This window comes from Aquisphaera insulae (assembly GCF_011064615.1).
Classification (GTDB): domain Bacteria; phylum Planctomycetota; class Planctomycetia; order Isosphaerales; family Isosphaeraceae; genus Aquisphaera; species Aquisphaera insulae.
In genome coordinates this window covers 42108-57648 of record NZ_JAALJH010000017.1, presented here as the reverse complement: position 1 = coordinate 57648, position 15541 = coordinate 42108, and the positions used below count along the sequence as shown (strand labels likewise).

12 protein-coding genes are annotated in these 15541 nt (G+C 66.7%); 5 read left to right on the top strand and 7 right to left on the bottom strand.

From position 1 onward, the window contains the following. Nucleotides 1-110 precede the first annotated feature (110 nt). Nucleotides 111-1424: a UDP-glucose dehydrogenase family protein gene (locus tag G6O54_RS12020; RefSeq protein ID WP_165225289.1), complete on the top strand. Its 1314-nt coding sequence runs from the start codon at nucleotides 111-113 to the stop codon at nucleotides 1422-1424. Between the two features lie 45 nt (nucleotides 1425-1469). Here the strand turns inward: G6O54_RS12020 and G6O54_RS12015 are convergent, their stop codons facing one another. The 3 genes from G6O54_RS12015 to G6O54_RS12005 form a co-directional block, all read right to left on the bottom strand. Then, nucleotides 1470-1829: a four helix bundle protein gene (locus G6O54_RS12015; protein ID WP_256368978.1), complete on the bottom strand. Its 360-nt coding sequence runs from the start codon at nucleotides 1827-1829 to the stop codon at nucleotides 1470-1472. Between the two features lie 131 nt (nucleotides 1830-1960). Next, complete coding sequence (locus tag G6O54_RS12010; RefSeq protein WP_165225286.1) at nucleotides 1961-3034, bottom strand: diguanylate cyclase; 1074 nt, start codon at nucleotides 3032-3034, stop codon at nucleotides 1961-1963. Nucleotides 3035-3184: 150 nt separating this feature from the next. After that, nucleotides 3185-4420, bottom strand: coding sequence for a tetratricopeptide repeat protein (locus tag G6O54_RS12005; RefSeq protein WP_165225283.1), 1236 nt, complete (start codon nucleotides 4418-4420; stop codon nucleotides 3185-3187). Nucleotides 4421-4622: 202 nt separating this feature from the next. Here G6O54_RS12005 and G6O54_RS12000 point away from each other — a divergent pair, with 202 nt between their 5' ends. The 3 genes from G6O54_RS12000 (at nucleotide 4623) to G6O54_RS11990 (ending at nucleotide 8855) form a co-directional block, all read left to right on the top strand. Continuing rightward, nucleotides 4623-5489, top strand: a complete 867-nt coding sequence (locus G6O54_RS12000) for a cytochrome C assembly family protein (RefSeq protein WP_165225280.1) — start codon at nucleotides 4623-4625, stop codon at nucleotides 5487-5489. Then, entirely contained in the window at nucleotides 5486-6805 is a 1320-nt protein-coding gene (gene hemA, locus G6O54_RS11995) for a glutamyl-tRNA reductase (RefSeq protein WP_165225267.1), read from the top strand. The genes G6O54_RS12000 and hemA overlap by 4 nt, the downstream gene beginning before the upstream one ends. Nucleotides 6806-7055: 250 nt before the next feature. Beyond that, nucleotides 7056-8855, top strand: coding sequence for an alpha/beta hydrolase family protein (locus G6O54_RS11990; protein WP_250846847.1), 1800 nt, complete (start codon nucleotides 7056-7058; stop codon nucleotides 8853-8855). 10 nt (nucleotides 8856-8865) lie between these two features. Here the strand turns inward: G6O54_RS11990 and G6O54_RS11985 are convergent, their stop codons facing one another. The 4 genes from G6O54_RS11985 to G6O54_RS11970 form a co-directional block, all read right to left on the bottom strand. Continuing rightward, the gene (locus tag G6O54_RS11985; RefSeq protein WP_165225264.1) at nucleotides 8866-9291 is read right to left on the bottom strand and encodes a hypothetical protein; all 426 of its coding nucleotides are present in this window, start codon (nucleotides 9289-9291) and stop codon (nucleotides 8866-8868) included. Between the two features lie 78 nt (nucleotides 9292-9369). After that, entirely contained in the window at nucleotides 9370-10116 is a 747-nt protein-coding gene (locus G6O54_RS11980) for a nucleotidyl transferase AbiEii/AbiGii toxin family protein (protein WP_165225261.1), read from the bottom strand. A gap of 5 nt (nucleotides 10117-10121) precedes the next feature. Continuing rightward, a complete protein-coding gene (locus tag G6O54_RS11975) occupies nucleotides 10122-10337 on the bottom strand; it encodes a hypothetical protein (protein WP_165225258.1) in 216 nt (71 codons plus the stop codon). After that, on the bottom strand, nucleotides 10330-11127 hold the full coding sequence (locus G6O54_RS11970; protein ID WP_165225255.1) for a type IV toxin-antitoxin system AbiEi family antitoxin domain-containing protein: 798 nt from the start codon (nucleotides 11125-11127) through the stop codon (nucleotides 10330-10332). Before G6O54_RS11970 ends, G6O54_RS11975 begins: the two co-directional genes overlap by 8 nt. A 198-nt stretch (nucleotides 11128-11325) precedes the next feature. Between G6O54_RS11970 and G6O54_RS11965 the strand changes: the two genes are divergently transcribed. Continuing rightward, complete coding sequence (locus G6O54_RS11965; protein WP_165225252.1) at nucleotides 11326-15429, top strand: helix-turn-helix domain-containing protein; 4104 nt, start codon at nucleotides 11326-11328, stop codon at nucleotides 15427-15429. Nucleotides 15430-15541 lie beyond the last annotated feature (112 nt).

Here is a 15541-nt window from a genome sequence, read left to right as displayed (position 1 = left end):
TGAGATCTAGGCGAAGGATACCTCAGCCGGGACGGGATGCCCCGGGCGGGGGACACCGGAGGTGCGTTCAAACGCCGTGGAGCCGGGCCAACCGAGGAGACTGCAAGACCGTGAAGATCGCTGTCATCGGAACCGGGTATGTCGGGCTGGTTCAGGGGACGTGCCTGGCGGAGAGCGGCAATGACGTCGTCTGCATCGACAAGGTCGCGGCCAAGGTCGAGGCCCTGAAGAACGGGAAGATCCCGATCTACGAGCCGGGCCTGTCGGAGCTGGTCCACCGGAACACGCGCGACGGGCGGCTCAAGTTCACGACCGATCTGGCCGAGGGGATCGCGGAGGCGGAGATCGTCTTCATCGCCGTGGGGACGCCCCAGGGGGATCACGGCGGCGCGGACCTCTCCGGCGTCTGGGCGGTCGGCGAGCAGGTGGCGGGATGCCTGAAGGAGCCGAAGATCCTGGTGATCAAGAGCACCGTCCCGGTCGGCACCAACGCCGAGCTCGCCCGCCGGATGAAGGAGGTCGCGAGGGTCCCGTTCGACGTCGCCAGCAACCCCGAGTTCCTCAAGGAGGGGGCGGCGATCGACGACTTCAACAAGCCCGACCGCGTCGTCGTCGGCGCCCGGCGGGAAGAGGTCGCGGACAGGCTCCACGAGCTGTACGCGCCGTTCCTCCGCACCGACCGGCCGTTCCTGGTCATGTCGCCCGAGAGCGCCGAGATGACCAAGTACGTGGCCAACTGCCTGCTCGCCACCAAGATCAGCTTCATCAACGAGATGGCCAACCTCTGCGAGGCCTTCGGCGCCGATATCAACGAGGTGCGGCGGGGGATCGGCCACGACCAGCGGATCGGCTTCCACTTCCTGCACCCGGGGGTCGGCTACGGCGGGAGCTGCTTCCCCAAGGACGTCCGCGCGGCCATCCACATGGCCGCGTCCAAGGGGATGCCCGCCCGGCTGATGGAGGCCGTTGACGAGGTCAACGAGGCCCAGAAGGACGTCCTCTTCGCCAAGCTCAAGGGGCACTTCAAGGATGCCCTCGGCGGGGCGACCATCGCCGTGTGGGGGCTCGCCTTCAAGCCGAGGACCGACGACATCCGCGAGGCCCCCGCCCTGGTCCTGATCGACGCACTCCTGAAGGAAGGGGCCACCGTCCGCGTCCACGACCCCGAGGCCATCGGGAACGTGAAGGCGATCTACGGCGACAAGCTCACCTACTGCGACCGCCCCTACGGCGCGATCGAGCAGGCCGATGCCCTGGTCATCGCCACCGAGTGGAACGAGTTCCGAAACCCGGACTTCGAGGTCATGCGCCGGCTGCTCCGCCAGCCCTACATCTTCGACGGCCGTAACGTCTACGACCCGGCCCGGATGGCCGCCCTGGGCTTCACCTATCAGGGCATCGGCCTGCCGGCGGGACGGGAATAGGGGCGAGGGGCGAGGGGCGAGGGGTGAGGGGAGGAAGGGGACGGTTCAGAGACGGGCTTCGAGGGACTTGCGGAGAGAAGCGAGCATCCGGCTGATTTCATCGCACTGGACGAGCAGGAGAGCCAGACGTTCCTCGGTCAGAAAGCCGATCTGTTGGCTCAGGATCAGATGAGTCTCTAACTCCGCCAGCGAGCCTTTCGCGATGCTCAGGTGATTGAGGAACTCCTTCGTGTGCGATCGGCTATGCCCCTCGGCGATGTTGGCCGGGATCGAAGCCCCCGCCCTGCGTATCTGGCTTGTGAGGCCGAATATTTCCGATCTCGGAAACTCCCCCGTCGACTCATAGCACAACCGGGCCAGCATCATCCCCTTCTGCCAGACCAACAGCTCTCTGTAATGTTGCACCTTTCCCCCATTTCTTTCTCGCCCCTCGTCCCTATCCCCGTCCAGAGGTCCGTGCCTGCTCGCCCCTCGTCCCTATCCCCGTCCAGAGGTCCGTTCCTGCTCGCCCCTCGCCCCTCGTCCCTCGCCCCTATTCATGACGCCGGCGCCAGGAGCATGCCGCGGGTGGGGTGGTTGAAATAGGTGGCGTTGCGGCCGGACTGCTTGGCGTGGTAGAGGGCCTCGTCGGCCCGCTTGAGGAGTTCGGCGGGGGTGGAGGAATCGAGGGCGGCGGCGGGGATGCTGGCGACGCCGACGGAGGCGGTGACGGGGATCGGGGTGCCGTGCTCGACGATCCGGAGGGAGGCGACGGACTGCCGGAAACGCTCGGCGAGGTCGACGGCGGTCTCCGGGGGGCAGTCCGGGGCGACGACGACGAATTCCTCGCCGCCGTAGCGGGCGACCAGGTCGTTGACGCGGACGGAATGGGCCATGGAGGCCGCCGCGCGGCGGAGGACCTCGTCGCCGGCGGCGTGGCCATAGTTGTCGTTGATGGACTTGAAATGGTCCAGATCCGCCATGAGTATGGACAGGGGCTGGCCGCGCCGCCGGCACCCCTCCCACTCGCGGGGGAGTCGGTCCTCCAGGAGCCCGCGGTTGGCCAGGCCGGTGAGGCCGTCGAGGTGGGCCCGCTGCTCGAGGATCGCCAGCAGGTGCCGGGCCCGCAGCGAGGCCCGCACCCGGGCGACGAGCTCGGCGGCGACGAACGGCCGGGTGACCACGTCGGCGGCGCCGAGGTCGAGGGCGCGGATCCGCTCGTCGGCGGAGGCGATGTCGGCGTAGAGGATCACGGGGATCCGCCGGGTCTCGGCGTCCCCCTTGAGGAAGCGGACGAGCTCGAGCCCGCCGTGGACCGGGAGGCGGAGCTGGGCGAGGATCAGGTTGGGCTGGAAGAGCGCGATGGCCCGACGGGCCGTGATCAGGTCGGACGCCGTGTACACCTCCATCTGGCCGGCCAGGAGCTCGTTGCGGAGCCAGGCCTGCTCGTCGACGGACGGTTCGATGAGGAGTACCTTGCCGGGGAGGTCGACGGGATCCAGCTCGTCCATGGGCAGCTCCGTGCCGAGGTCCAGGTCCAGGTCCAGATCCAGGTCCGGGATCTTGCCGAGCCGGGGCTTCGGGCCGGGCGCCGCGTCGGGGCGCACGGCGGCGATGGCGTTGAATCTCATCGTCGGAATCTCCGCTAGGACGACATGCCTTCCCTGTCTTTTTACCCGGATTCGAGCCCGGAGGTGACCCGTCCCGCGCGGGAATCGACGTCGCGTTTCGTCGCCGCCGCTCGCGTTGCCGGGGAGCAACCCGAGGGAGGGCGCCGAAGGCTACCTGGATTCTAGTCCGCGTTGAGGAGCCAGGCGATCCACGGCGGTGGGATCCGGGGGCAGCGCCCGCCAGGCGTCGGCGAGGCGGGCCAGGCCGGCTCGCCCGCAGAGCGTGGCCAGGGTGCGGGCGGAGGCCGGGTCGCCCGGCTTGGCGAGGGCGGATTCGAGCTGGGGGGCGAGGGTCAGGGGGTCGAGGAGCTCGCGGATCCGGCGGACGGCCTCGGCCTCGAGCCGGGCGTCCTCGGGCCGGTTCAGGGCCTGGTAGGCGCGGGCGAGGCGATAGTGGCCCCGCCAGTCGTGGGGGGCCTCGGCCAGGGCGCGCGAGAGCGCCTCGGCGGCCCGCTCGGGCCGGCGCTCGATGTCGAGCTCCCAGCGGCCGAGGAGGCCCTGGTAGCGGGCCCGCGAGCGGTCGGCGGCGGGCCAGGAATCGAGCAGGGCGCGGCCGCGGTCGACCTCGCCGGCATCGGCCAGGGCGGTGATGAGGGCCTCGCGCGAGGCGAGGTGGTCGGGATGGGCGGCGGCGAGCCGTTCGAGCTCGGCGAGGCGGACGTCGCGGTCGGGGTCGTCGCCCCGGGGGTCCGCGGCGATCCGGCGAATCAGGGCGACGCGGGCGTCGGCGTCGAACGGGTCGGCGTCGATCCAGCGCCTCAGGGTGGAGCGCGCGATGTCGTCGGGGACCTCGGTGAGGGCGGCGAGGGTCAGCTCCCGGAGCAGCTCGCGGCGGCTGGCGGGATCCAGGGCGTCCAGGATCTGCCGGCCGATCTCCAGGGCCTCGGCCGGGCGATCCTCGACGCGGAGGATCTCCAGGAGCAGGAGCCAGGGCTCGGCGGCGGCGGGATCGGCCATGGCGGCGCGGCGGAGCAGGCCCTCGGCCTGGCCGGCCAGGCCTTGCGCCAGGCAGGCGCGGGCCTCCCCCAGGTAGCTCGCGGCGTCGGGCCGCGGCGACCGGTTGATCTCGCGCCAGGCCTCGCGGGCGGCCTTCCAGTCCCCGGCCTTCGCCAGGGCCTCGGCACCCGCCCGCCGCCGTTTCGTGTCCGCCGGCAGGACGAATACCAGGAACAGGGCCAGGGCCAGCAGCAGCCCGCCGGCCGCGACGGCCCCCAGGATCGCCCGCCGGGATTTCCACCATCGGGCGCCCGATCGGGCCGCGGTGGTGGCGGCCTTCGTGGCCGAGGACTTCGGCGACGAGGGCGAGGGGCGAGGGCGCGAGGCCGATCGGGGCTGGCGGCGTGACATGTGAGGACGAGTTCCGTGGATTGCGGGCCGGGGCCGTCCCCCTATCCTGACCGACTCGACCCCCGAGGGGAACCCGGGACCGGCGTGAATGCATGTCCGGCCGCGCCCCGGGCTGGGATTCGGGCGGGCGGGGCCTTACAATGAGCCGAGGCCGTGCTCCGAACGAGGCAAGGGATAACGGCGGCGCCGGGGACGTCCGGGAATGGATCGGCTGAAAATCCTCTGCTTCGCGGGGACCTATGGCCTGGCGCTCGTCGGCGAGCTGGCCAGGCTGGTGGTGCGCAGCCCGATCCGCTGGCACCTGACGGTGACCCTGACGGCCCTGGGCTGGATCGTCCAGACGCTCTTCCTGGCCAACCTCGCGGTCAAGGAGGGGGTGCTGCTGCCGGTGACGACCCCGTTCGAATCGTTGATCGTGCTGTCGTGGATCGTCGGCTTGATCGGCCTCTTCCTGATGCTCCACTGGCCGAGGAACGTGGCCGTGGGGGTGTTCGTGCTGCCGGTGGTGCTGGGCCTGATCGTCGCCGGGGGCTGGTTCGCGCCGCGGGGGTCGGAGTGGATGGAATCCGGCGTCGTCGCCTTCTGGGGGACGGTGCACGGCATCTTCCTGCTGGCGGGGGCGGTCTGCACCTGCCTGGCGTTCGCGGCGGGGCTGATGTACCTGGCGCAGATGCGGCGGCTGAAGTCCAAGCGGCCGGCCCGGTCGGGCTTCTCGCTCCCCAGCCTCGAGCAGTCGGAGCGGGTGAATCGCGCGGCCATCACCGTGGCCTTCCCGCTCTTGACCTTCGGGCTGCTGATCGGCATGGTCCTGAGCGTGAAGGCCCGGGCGGCGGCGGGGAGCATGACGGTGATCCGCTGGAGCGACCCGAAGGTCATCAGCGCGCTCGGGATGTGGGCGGTCTTCGCGATCCTGCTGCACGCGAGGTTCCGGCCGGCGATGAGGGGGCGGAGCCTGATGGTCCTGACGATCGTGGCGTTCGCGTTCCTGGTGTTCACCTGGGTGGGGGTGGAGGCGCTGCGGCTCCCCACGGCCCACGGCGCGGCCCGCGTGGCGGGGGGCACGCCGTGAAGCTGCTGGCCCTGGGCGTCGATCATCGGTCCGCGCCGGCCGGCGTGCGGGAGGCCCTGGCCTTCGACGGCACCAAGTGCGACCGCGCCCTGGAGCGGCTGCCGCGGGAGTTCCCCGGCAGCGAGGTCGTCATCCTCTCGACGTGCAACCGGGTGGAGGTCTACCTCGCCGGCGCCGCCGACTGCGTGCCCGACGCGGACTCGCTCTGCTCGTTCCTGACCGACTTCCACGGCGTCCGCCCGGACCTCTGCGCCGGGCACCTCGTCAGCTACCACGACGAGGGCGTGGTCGGCCACCTCTTCCGGGTCTCCGCCAGCCTCGAGAGCCTGGTCCTGGGCGAGGGCCAGATCCTCGGCCAGGTCCGCGAGGCGTATCGCGCGGCCGTCGATCGGAAGACGGTCGGCCCGGTCTTCCACACCGTCTTCCAGTCGGCCCTCCGCGTGGGCAAGGCCGTCCGCGAGCGGACGGGCATGGACCAGGGCAAGCTCTCCGTCGCGAGCGTCGCCGTGGATGTGGCGCGGGAGGTCTTCGACACCTTCGCGGACAAGGCGGTGCTGGTCATCGGCGCCGGCAAGATGGCGGAGCTGACGCTCCAGCACCTGAAAGGGCTCAATCCCGGCCAGATCCTCATCACCAACCGAGACCCCGCGAAGGCCGAGGCCGCCGCCGGCCGCTGGGGGGGCCGCGCCGTCCCCTTCGACCGCCTGGGCCAGGCGCTCATCGACGCCGACCTGGTCGTCAGCACGACGGCCGCCGCCGAGCCGATCGTCACGCTCGACCAGTACGTCCGCGTCCAGCGTGCGCGGCGGAACCGGCTGGCCCTGATCCTGGACATCGCCATCCCCCGCGACTTCGACCCCAGGATCGGCGACCTGGACCAGGTGGCGCTCTACCACGTGGACGACCTGAGGGCCCAGGCCGAGCAGAACCTCCAGCGGCGGCAGAGGGGGATCGAGCCGGCGCTGGTGATCATCGAGCGGGAGACGGCCGACTGCTACTCCCTGCTCCGCCATCAGCAGGCCGCCGGGGCGATCCTCCAGCAGATCGGCAGCAACGCCGAGGCGGTCCGCGACCGGGAGCTCTCCGCCCTCTTCGCCAGCCGTCCGAACCTGACCGACGAGGACCGGGAGGCGATCGCGCGGATGGCCGCCCGGCTCCAGAACCAGCTCCTCCACCACCCCAGGGCCGCGGTCCGCTCGGCCGTGGCCGGCGCCGGGGCCCAGGAGCAGCCCCCGCACCATTTCCTCTCCGCCGTCCGCCACCTGTTCGGCCTGGGGGATCATCCGGCCCCGGGCTCGCTCAAGAAGACGACCTGAATGGACTTCGCCTCGATAATTGAGCCCGGCCGGCGAATGCTCCCCAGGAACGAGGCCGTGTCGGCGCATCATCGACTCTGGAAACCCCCGCGATCCGTGTGAGGAAGCGAGCACGAAGCCGCTTCCCCCCTTACCAGGGGGATTCAGGGGGGTAGATTCGATCGCCTCGGCACGCACCGTACACACCCTCCAACTCCCCCCTGGAAAGGGGAGAGTCCCATCCTCTTTTCTCGAGCACACCAGCACTACCATGAGCAGGCCATCGATGATGTGGATCTCCGCGCCGGCCCTGTGCGCCGTCGCCTTGCTCTCACCCCCCGCGCTCGGTCAAGACAAGGCCCCGAAGCCGAAGGCCACCCCCGCCGCGGGCGTGGAGCACTGGCAGGGGACGCTGAAGGCCGGCGCCCGAGAGATCCCCCTGGTCCTGAACGTGACGCGGGGCGACAAGGGGGCCATCCGCTCGGCCACGATGGACAGCCCGGACGAGGGGGCCGAAGGGCTTGCCCTGGACCCCTTCGCGATCGCCGACGGCAAGCTCTCGTTCACCCTCAAGGTCTCGTCCGCGAAGTACGAGGGCAAGCTCAGCAAGGACGGCGACGAGGCCGTCGGTACGTGGTCCCAGCGCGGGGCGAAGCTCCCGCTCACGTTCAAGAAGACGAAGGCGCCCATGGCCGTGCCCAAGATCGTCGGCCCGGAGCAGCTCTGGGAAGGGAAACTGGAGCTGGGAGCCGGCCTGAAGCTCCGCCTGGTCTTCCACGTGGGCAAGACGGCCGACGGCACCCTGATGGCGAAGATGGACAGCCCGGACCAGGGGGCCAAGGGCCTGAAGGTGGACTCGGTGTCCGTGACCAAGACCGAGCTCAAGTTCGAGCTCAAGGCCATCAAGGGCGAGTACGAGGGCAAGCTGAACGCCGACGGGACCGAGGCCGAGGGGACCTGGACGCAGCTCGGCAACAAGTTCCCGCTGACCCTGAAGAAGACCGAGAAGGCCACCGAGGTCCGCCGGCCCCAGACGCCGAAGGGCCCGTTCCCGTACAGGTCGATCGATGCGACCTACATGAACAAGGCCGGCGGGGTCACCCTCGCCGGCACCCTCACCGAGCCCGAGGGGGCCGGGCCGTTCCCGGCGGTCCTGTTCATCACCGGATCCGGGGCGCAGGACCGGGACGAGAACCTCTTCCAGCATCGCCCGTTCTTCGTCCTGGCCGACGCCCTGGCCCGCCGCGGGGTCGCCGCCCTGCGGGTGGACGACCGGGGCGTGGGGGGCTCGACGGGCGACACGCTGACCTCCAAGAGCGAGGACACCGCCGGTGACGTCCTCGCCGGGATCGAGTTCCTGAAGTCCCGCAAGGAGATCGACCCCGCGCGGATCGGCCTGATCGGCCACAGCGAGGGGGGCATCATCGCCCCCCTGGTCGCCTCGCGGTCGAAGGACGTGGCCTTCCTCGTCCTGATGGCCGGCACCGGCCTCCCCGGCGACGAGATCATCTACCTCCAGGGCCGGGCCATCCTCAAGGGGCTGGGGGCCGACGAGGCGACGCTCAACCGGACGACCGACCTCCAGCGCGAGCTCTTCCGGATCGTCCGCGCGGAGAAGGACGAGAAGGTCGCCGACGGGAAGGTCCGCGAGGCGTTCAAGGCCCACCTGGCCAGCCTGCCGGAGGACCAGCGGAAGGAAGCGAAGGCCTCCGAGGGGGTGATCGAGAGCCGGTTGAAGCTGGTGCGGACCCCCTGGTTCCGCGACTTCCTGGACCTCGACCCGAGGGTCGCCCTGAAGAAGGTGACCTGCCCGGTCCTGGCCCTGATCGGCGAGAAGGACCTCCAGGTCCCGCCGAAGGAGAACCTCGTCGAGATCGAGAAGGCCCTCAAGTCCGGCGGCAACACGAAGTTCGTCGTCCGCGAGCTCCCCGGCCTGAACCACCTCTTCCAGACCTGCAAGACCGGAAACCTCTCCGAGTACACCGAGATCGAGGAGACGATCGCCCCGTCGGCCCTGGCCGCGATCACGGACTGGGTGGGGGAGACGACGGGGAAGGCGAAGGTGCGCTGACTCCGGACCGTCAGGCCAGCTCGTCATCAAGCCCACCGGACTTGGGCTTCGCAGACTGGCGAACGATCGACCGCTTCTGCGCGAGATAGTTGAAGTAGGAAAGCAGCGGGATGATCGCGATTCCCTGAGCGAACATTCCCCATGTCAGATTGGATCGGTGCAGACGCCAAAGGGCGACACGCGCATCTTCCGGGCTGGCCCAGAAGTGATGCGCGGTCTGGATCGTGTAGACGAGCAGGCCGTGGTAGGTGTGGAAGACGACGAATACCATCCAGGGCTGGGGCGTCGCAGAGACCTTGAGGCCGTCGAAGGCCCTCCGCAGCGAGGCATCCGCCCGGCCCTTCAGGCAGAGTGCGAACCCCACAACCGCCGCGATGAGGCCGAGCAGGATGAGCAGCGAGAGCCACTCGGGGACGAAGACTCCGTGCCAGATCAATCTTGGACTCCTGGCCGGAGTATCCGGCCTGCGGCGATGGTCATGGCGTGCACGAGAGCAACTCGCCCTCGCCACGCCCTAGTAGCCATGATCGGCCGCGAGGGCCCCCACGAGTTCCTCCAGGCTCCGGACTACTCGATCCAGATCGAAGGCGAGGTAATCCCGGTCGCGTAGCACCGGACGTAGCTGGGCTTCCACCTGGACGCGGAGCCTCTCCAGACGAGATGGCGAGAGGTCGACGGGATCATTCCCTTCCACGGCGAGCTTCATCCTCACGAGGCCCAGCAGCGACGGATGAGAAGGATTGAGGAGAGACGACCGGATGGCATGATCGACGTCGAAGAAATCGCGGATGGCGGGTCCCCGCCGGGTGAGCGCCGCCCGAATCTTCTCGGCGTAGGCTTCTTCGATGGAGAGGGTGTGGACGCTGGCGGGCCTCATCGCTGGCAGGCCGGTGTGTGGAGAAAGAAGCAGGGTACTCGCCGCGAGGATCTGAGTCGGACGGATGATCTCCTCGCGGAGCGAGATCTCGAGCTTGATGGATTCGGCTTCGCCCGTCACGGCGGACTCGTAGGAGAGCGATCCCTTGTAATGGCGATCCCTGAACCAAGGATCAATCCTCTCGGACATCCTGAAGCAAGGGAGGCGAGATGAAATCGCGGCGAAATGGGCCTTGAACGGGGCGGCCATCCTCCGCCGTTCCGATCGACTGGCTGCGGGGGAGATGGAAACGGCGAAGTCGAGGTCCTCGCTCAGGCGGAAGAAGACCGCATGGACCTTGCTCAGGCATGTCCCCCCCTTGAACACGAGCCCCAGGTCAAACATCGGGGTCAGCAGACGTCGCCTACTGGGAGCGTCAGGTAGCCGCCCTTGAACACGAGCCCCAGGTCAAACATCGGGGTCAGGTCGCCGAGGATGAGCGTGCAGAAGTAGTCCTTCTCGATGAGCCGGGCGCTGAAGCCGGTCTCCGCCTCGGTCCGCGAGAGGGCCTCTCGAAACCGCTGTGGATCGGCGTGAAATCCCGGTTCGCCCGGTTCGTCAGCCATCGTTGAAGATCACTCCCCATCGGCGGTCGACCTTGCCCCGTTTCGGGCGGGTCGGATCCCAGGGGATCAGGCTCGAGGAAGGGCGCAGCTTCGACTCCAACCGCCGCAGCAAGGCTCGCTGGACTTCGAGCCTCTCCAGGTGCATCCCGATCCGCCGAACGGTCCCCATGTTGCCGAACTGAGCCGCCGCCCGCACGAGGTTTCCCGGCAATGTCTCATCGGCCCGGATCTCGCTGGTGATCCAGTCGAACGACCTGGGCAGGGTGTCGAACCGCGACCAATCCTGGACGGCATCGACCAAAGCCCGGGCCTTCGAAGCATAGATCATGACGATACCAACGGGGGTGCGGACGGTCTCGATGCTCCCCAATCGGTCGGCGGTGACCTTGATCAGCGTCAGCGAGACTGGCCCGATCCGCCGGTCTCCTGAGATCCTGTCATTGTACACGTAGAGCCGGTTCGGCACCTGCTCGTTCCAGCCGTACCGATGGAAGGCATTCGGCCCGGAGATTTGATAGCGACCGCCGCAATCCTTCATCAGCGTCTCCAGCGCCAGGGGTTCTCCCGGACTCCATCGCCCCCCCGGCGGCAGTCGAGGGGGCACGAGGTACAACCCCGGCCGGACCCGCACCAGGATCCCCTTCCCCGCCAGCCGGCTCAGGACCTGCCGTTCCTGTATGGGTGTCCAGTTTAGGGCGCTGACGAACTCGCCGGCCTTGACGGTCGGACTTCCCTGGCTCTGGGCATAGGCCAGGAGCTGAAGTTCCAGGGGACCCATGACGACGGGCATTGTATTCGATTTCGTGAAAATCGCCTGGTGCAGAATCGCGTCTGTTTCAACTACTCAATTAGCTTGTTGACAGAGTGTCACAATATCCTTTCTAGAATCGACTTACAACCGTAAATTGGTCCATGTTTTGGCTTCGATGAAACGATTGACTGGTTTGGATCATGTTGTACAATCAATACAACGAAGAAGGGTCACGAGATGGCATCAGGCGGCAGCTTCGGTGAGTTCTTTCGATCGCGGCGGAAGGCGATGGGCCTTTCCCTGCGCGAGTTCTGCCACCGCAACGGCTTTAACCCGGGGAATCTGAGCCGGTTAGAGCGTGGACTCATGCCGCCGCCCCAGTCGCGCGAGATCCTGGAATCGTATGTGAAGGCTCTCAAGCTCGATGCCGATCCTGCCGGTCGTGATGCGTTCTTCGCCATGGCGGCGGCGGAGACGGGGCGGATTCCGAATGAGGTTCGCGGGAACCGCCGGGTGGCCGGGAAGTTGCCTCAGATCTTCCAGGAGATCCAACTTGGAGGGAGGAGGATGGGATGGGTGCGGGCGCTCAATCTGGAGTCCTGGGCAGAGACCACGCAAGGAAAGTTCAAGCTGCCGGAACTCATCCGTCGCCTGATCTGGGCGACAGCGGGCGATCTTCGGTGGATCGGATTTCCCTCCGGCGAACAGGTCCACCGACCGGACTGGGATGGAGTCGTCAAGGCTGGCGAAACGGACGTTCATGTGCCGGAGGAGGTGAGCGTCTGGGAGTTGAGCGCCGAGGAAAGCACGCGGAGTAAGGCTGAGGACGATTTCGCCAAGCGATCAGAGAATCCACTGGGCCTTGATCTCAAACAAACTACCTTCGTCTTCGTCACGCCGCGCAAGTGGCAAGCCAAGGACTCATGGTGCAGGGCCAAGATCGCGCTAGGCTTGTGGAAGGACGTTCGTGTTTATGACTCCTCCAATCTTGAAGAGTGGCTTGAACGGGCTCCGGCCGTGGACGCTTGGCTCGCCTCGCTGTTTGGGATGAAGCCTGATGGCGTGACCACGCTTGACGACTACTGGGCCAACCTTCAAACAATGACTTCTCCGAGCTTGAAGCCCGAGGTCTTCCTTACGTCCAGGAAGGAGCAAGTCGAAGGGCTCGACGCGTGGTTTTATGGCTCGGGTCGATCCTCTGAGCCGGAACCTCCGAGCGCGAAAAACTGGTCATCATCCTCGACGAAATCGCTGGTGATCGAGACCCGGGCACCGTCCGAGGTGATTGACTTCGTGGCGGCCTATGCTCAGAAGCCGTCGCGGGCCGACTTGCTCGGGGCGCGGACTCTGATCGTGGAAGACCGGAATGCCTGGCGGTCGTTGGCCACACTCACCCAGCGGGAACTCCTTCTCGTCCCCGCCCCGTCCCTAACGATCGAGCCGGAGTTGGTCGCCGAGGCCGAGCGGCGCGGGCATCGCGTTATTCTCGCCGCCGATTCAAAGCAGCGAGCGAGCGAGTTCCTATCCTTGCCCCGCGTCTCTCGGTATGAGCTCGAGAAGTCGCTCATCTCGTCTGGGCTCGACGAAGTAAGGGCTCAGAAGTATGGCCGAGAGTCGGGCGGAAGCCTGACCGTGCTCAAACGCCTCCTGGCCCGCGTGCCGAGCCGCGCTCGCCCGCCATGGAGCGACCCGCCGGACGCCCCGAAGCTGATCCCCTTCCTGCTGGCAGGAAGCTGGGACGCCGGCTCGGAGGCGGACCGAAGGATCCTCGAACGGCTCTCGGAACTCCCGTACCGCGAGATCGCCGACGCCGCCCTGAAGTGGTCACAGGGCCCCGACCCTTTGCTCTCACATCGCGGCGATTCTCGGCGTCTCATCTCTCGGGATGATTCCTGGTTCCTGCTGGGCCGTTTCGTCCAGCAAGACCATCTGGATTGGATCCGAAAGATCAGCCTCGAAGTGCTCGCCGAGGACGATCCCGCGTTTGAGCTTCCCCCGGACGAGCGATGGCTGGCGGCCGTCCGGAACAAGCGCCTGAGGCACTCCTCAACGCTTCGCGAGGGCCTCGCCGAAACGCTCGCCATCCTCGGGGCGAGAGCATCCGACGACATATCTGAATCCGTGAATGCTCATGGCCTGGCGGATTCGATCGTTAGGGATTTACTCCACAGCGAGGGATGGCGCCGCTGGGCCTCTCTCTCCGCCTTGCTTCCGTTTCTGGCGGAAGCATCGCCGGGTGCCTTCCTGGATGCGGCCGAGAAGGACCTGAAGCGGGAATCGCCCGTCCTCGTCGAGATGTTCCGACAGCAGGACAAGAGCTACTTCAGCTCCAATCCTCATACTGGTCTGCTCTGGGCCCTTGAGAGACTTGCATGGGATCGCTCGTCCCTAGCCAGGGTCAGCCTGATCCTTGCGGCTCTCGACGAGAAAGTCTCCGCAGGAACGTTCGGCAACACCCCGGCCGACAGCCTGATCCAGATCTTCATGCCGTGGTTCCCTCAGACCATGACCAACGCCGAGGAACGGGTCAGGGTCTTGAAGAAGCTCATCGAACGCCGGCCCAAGGCAGGGTGGCGACTTCTCATAAGCCTTCTTCCCAATCAGCAGCACGTAGCGAAGCCGACATCCCAGCCCCTCTGGCGTGACTGGTCACTCGGCTGGTCCAAGGGGGTTACCGCCGCGGAATACTGGCAACAGGTTCGCGCCTGCGCCGGTCTCCTGGTCGAGCAGACCGGAAACGACGTGGCTCACTGGGTGAGCCTGATCGAGCAAATGGAGAATCTGCCGGAGCCGGCACTCTCCGCCTTCATCAGCAAGCTGGACGGCCTGACCGCCAGCGATTTCATTGAGGAGGACCGACAGGCCCTCTCCAGGGCACTCGGAGAGAGAATCGACTGGAATCGGAGATTCTCCACCTCGGGTTGGGCCCTGCAAGCAGAGACCATTTCGAGCCTCGAACGGATCCGTGCCAATCTTGATGGAGGAGATCCGGTTCAGAAGCACATAAGACTGTTCAGGCCGCGATGGGATGTCACCTTCGACTCCCAGGGTCAGGAGGATACCGTCGATTCCGGCCGACGAGCCGCTCTGCAGGAGATCACGGCCCGTGAAGGTTGGGAAGGCATCCTGAGGCTTGTCCAGTACGCCGAAGCCCCAGGTGAAGTCGGCGCTGCACTTGTCCAATCAGGCGCTCGACTCGCAAACCTGGGCGATGCGGAGGCGAAGATTCTGCCCGACATGCTCTCTTCGACGGATCAGAAGCTCGTTTTCTTTGCGCGTGGGTACATCTGGGCGAGGACTCGCGAATCGGGATGGGATTGGATCGAACGCCTTCCAATGGATACCTGGTCCGTTGAGCAGGTCGGAAGCCTGCTAATCGTCCTACCCTTCGTAAGAAAAACCTGGGATCTGGCTGCCGCAAGAGGAGATGAGGTGTCCGCGTGGTACTGGACCCACGCGTTGGAGATCTATCGAGGTGGCGAGACTGTTGAGGACGTGGAAAGAGCCGTCAGGATGCTCCTGGCCCACAAGCGGCCCGATGCGGCCATCCAGGTTGTCAGGATGGCCATCCATGAGAAGCAGACGATCGAATCGTCCCTGCTGATGGATGTCCTGGAATGCTGGCGCCAGGTTGCGGCGGAGACCACGCAGGCACTTCACCCGGCGGGCCTTCGATATGACCTCTCCATGATCTTCGAGACGATTCAGAAGCAGGTCGGCCAGGAGGATCTCATCGTCGATGAACTTCGCCTGGCCCAACTGGAATGGATCTTCCTGGACCTTCTAGACGATCGGCTGGCCTTACCCGTTACCCTGCTCGGCCAGCTTTGCGACAACCCCAAATTCTTCGTTCAAGTCCTGGGCGCCGCTCTCAACGGCTTTCGACTGCTCCGGGCCTGGCGAGCGATCCCGGGCCAGACAGAAAACGGAACGGTCGACGAGAGGAAGTTGATCGACTGGATTCATCGTGCCCGCGAACTGGCCTGCGAGCGGGATCTACTTAAGGTCTGCGATGAGCGGATCGGTGAGGTCTTCTCGCATGCTCCATCAGAAACCGACGGGGCTTGGCCATGCCTATCCGTGAGAGATGTGATCGAGGAGATTGATACGGACGAAGTCGTGAACGGTTTCCATATCGGGATTCTCAACAATCGCGGAATCGTCCGGAAGTCCTTGAACGAAGGCGGCCAGCAGGAACGCGACCTCGCCGCGAAATACCGAGCCTGGGCGAAGCAATGCGACCTTGATTGGCCCAGGACAGCCAGGGCCCTGCATCGTGTCGCCGATGCTTATGAGGAGGACGCCCGCCGCGAGGACGCTCGGGCCGCAATGGACGATTAATCGCTCGGCTCCGACTCTCCGCCCCCGTGAAGATTCCATGATCCCCCCCGCCTTCTGCTGTCAGCCGCGGCCGGGTTCGCTATCGTGGTGTCTTCCCAGCCCATGGCACCGC